General features: G+C 68.3%; 2 protein-coding genes. One reads left to right on the top strand and one right to left on the bottom strand.

All coding sequences use genetic code 11. From position 1 onward, the window contains the following. A partial coding sequence (recC, locus tag E1261_RS44175) for an exodeoxyribonuclease V subunit gamma (protein ID WP_132416265.1) occupies positions 1–2,311 on the bottom strand: 2,311 nt, incomplete at its 3' end. 412 nt (positions 2,312–2,723) lie between these two features. On the opposite strand from recC, the gene E1261_RS46750 reads away from it, so the two are divergent. Beyond that, positions 2,724–2,932: hypothetical protein (locus E1261_RS46750; RefSeq protein WP_238176844.1), on the top strand; the 209-nt coding region annotated here is incomplete at its 3' end.

Here is a 2,932-nt window from a genome sequence, read left to right as displayed (position 1 = left end):
GGTCGTACGTGAAGGGACCCGGCGTACCGAGACGGCCGGCTTCGAGGTTCTTGCGGTCGAAGGGCTGGAGCGGATGCTTGATCAACACGGCATCCCGCACGTTCGTCTCGGTAGTGCGATCGAGGACATCGAGGAGCTCACCCAGCGGTACTGCGGGTGGTCGCCGCTGTCCGGAGTACTCGTTGGCACCGGTGTAGGTGATCACCAGAGAATCGGTCGCGGCAAGAATCGCATCCAGCAGAAGCTGGCGATCCTCACTTCGGACATCGCGCTCGCCCGTGATCGGGGTCCTGGCCAGCAGGTCGTCCCCGTCGGCCAGGCCGAACCGCGGGAACACGCCGTCGTCGAGTCCCAGCAGACAGACCACACGGTGCGGGACAGATCGCATCGGCACCATCGTGCAGATGGTCAGCGTTCCGGTCCGGAAACTGGCGCGGCTCGGCCGGCCGGCCAGGTGGGTGGAAAGGAGGGCTCGGACATCGGGCAGCCTCAACGGTGTCTCGGCCAACGCGCCGGCGTCGGCGGTGACCTCGGCGAATTCGCGGTGCACCTGGCTGAGTTGCCAGTTGTCGTCGGGAACGACCCGCGTCAGCTGATCGATTCCGGCGCGCAGGGCGTCGAGCCAGTCCGTCAGCGGCCGCGTGCCCTCCAGCCGTTTGGTTGCCGCCTGCAACCGATCGATGTACTCCGCGAACCGGCCGGCCAGCTCGATCCGGGTGCTGCCCACATCGTCGAGCGGCAGCGTCGTACTGATCCAGGCATGCGCGTCGTCGGACATCGTCACGCCGGCCAGGACCCGGTCGATGCCGAAGCGCCAGGTGTTCTGCGGATAGGCGGCGAGCCCGTACGGCACGCGATGATCCTGGTCGAACGCCCACCGCACGCCCGACTCACGGACCCAGCCGGTGATCGTGTCCAGGTCGTCATCGGTGAACCGGAAGCGCCGCCGTACCGGCTCGGTTTGCGCAAGGTCGAGCAACTGGCTGGCGGTGGCCCGGCTGCCGGCGATGTCGAGCAACTGGGAGGCGACGCCGAGCAGGGGATTGGTCTGGATGAGTGACCGGTCAGCCAATTGGACCCGCAACCGATGTGCCGGGTGGCCGTCGCTACGGAGGTCGCCGAGGCCGAAACGAGCGCTGATCAAGGGCGCGTACGTCTCGATGTCGGGACACATCACGAGGATGTCGCGGGGTTCCAGCGTGGGATCGGCATCCAGCATCCCCAACAGCACCTCCCGCAGTACGTCGACCTGCCGCGCCGCACCGTGGCACGCATGCACCCGCACGCTGCGGTCGTCGGCGCGCAGGCGGCGGCCTCGGGAGGCAACGGTGTTGCTGTGCAGGTCGTGCTGCAACCAGCCGAGAAGGGTGTCCGGCACCGTCGGCGACGGGAGGTGGTGATCAGTTGCCGACGCATCGGCTAGAGACAGTTGCAACTCACGACTATCCCGCCCGAGCGTGGCCAGCAGCGGATGGTCGGCCTCTTGGTGACTGGTGTCATCGGCGCGGTCGCCCGCGCCGATGCCCGCTGTGGCGAGGCGGTCCCAGAGCACGTTGCTGGGGTGGGGGAGCCATAGGTGTACGTCGCGGTGGTCGGCCAGCCCGGACAGCAACTCGATCTCAGTGACCGGGAGCCGGGTGTGCCCGAACAGCGAGAGTCGCGAGGGCAGGTCGAGCGACTCTGGTCGATCGCGAAGCTGGGTCAGAGTCTCGGCGTGGCGAACGCTCGGCGGTGGTGCGTCGATCCGGTCGGTGAGACGCCGCCAAAGTTCAGGTTGCCAGCTCAGATCGTCATCTACCCGCGCCCCGCGCCCGTCGGTGTCCTGACCCCGGCTCCAGTCCGCCAGCACAGCAGGCCGCTGAACGGCGTACGCGGCGAAGAGCCGGGACAGTCTCGCGGCGACGGCGTACCGGCGTCCCTGTCGCAGCTCAGCCTCGGCGTCGGTGTCGAAATGGCCGAGATGTCGCGCGACAGGCTCGCACCAGCTCTCGTCGAGGGAAGCGTCGAGCACAGCGAGCAGCGGCCACACCATCGCGTCGGCCGCCCAGGGATCGTCATCCGCGAGCCCCAACACCGTGGCGACCAGCGAGCGCGGCGTCGCGAACCGCACTCCGGCGCAGACCCCGTCGCCTCTGCCCGGCGCAGTACCCAATCGGTGCGCAAGCCGTTGCGACAGCCACCGCTCGACACCCTTCGCCGGCACCACGACGAGTTCCTCGGCGAACGGGTCGGCCAGCGGTACGGCGAGAACGTCCCCCATCGCATCGGCGAGCAGGTCGGTTCGCTCGGCGCGATGGAGATACAGAGTCACCAACGCAGCATGCCACGTGACGCGCTGAGGCCTACGACGGCGCCGCCGACCGCATGAAGCTCGTTGTCGGGTCAGCTTGGTCTCGTGCGTTGAGGCGGATACTGTCAGCGCGTGTGTTCTCGCGCACGGGCCGTGACGAACGGACTGACTCGGACCAGATCCGGCGACGGAAGGGTGGCATGAAGCGATTTGTGGCACCGCCGAACTGGCCTACTCCGCCCCGCCGCGACTGGGTACCACCCAGGCACTGGGCCCCCGACCCCACCTGGCCGCTGCCTCCTTCGGACTGGTGCTTCTGGGTCAGTGCGCGTGGCAAGCCGGCGATCGGCCCGCTGGGTCGATACGGCGCGCCCTCGGTCCGAGCGGCGTACCTGGGTCTGGCTGTCGCTGTGATCTTCGTCTCGATCAACCTTTGGGCTGTGAGCAGCCTTGGTCTCCTCGATGGATCCTCGCAGAGCGAGGATTCGCCGGTGCCCCGGACAACGGCGCGTCCAGCACCGCGGCAGACAGTGACCGTGACGACGGTCCGCACACCGGCGCCTACCAGTGCAAAGTCGACGCCGTCTGCCGCGAAGCCACCGATCCGTACCTCTCGGCCGCTCCCGTCGGCCCGTACTGTCC

Origin of the sequence: Kribbella albertanoniae (assembly GCF_004348455.1) — a bacterium.
GTDB lineage: Bacteria > Actinomycetota > Actinomycetes > Propionibacteriales > Kribbellaceae > Kribbella > Kribbella albertanoniae.
This window is presented reverse-complemented; position numbering and strand designations above follow the sequence as displayed.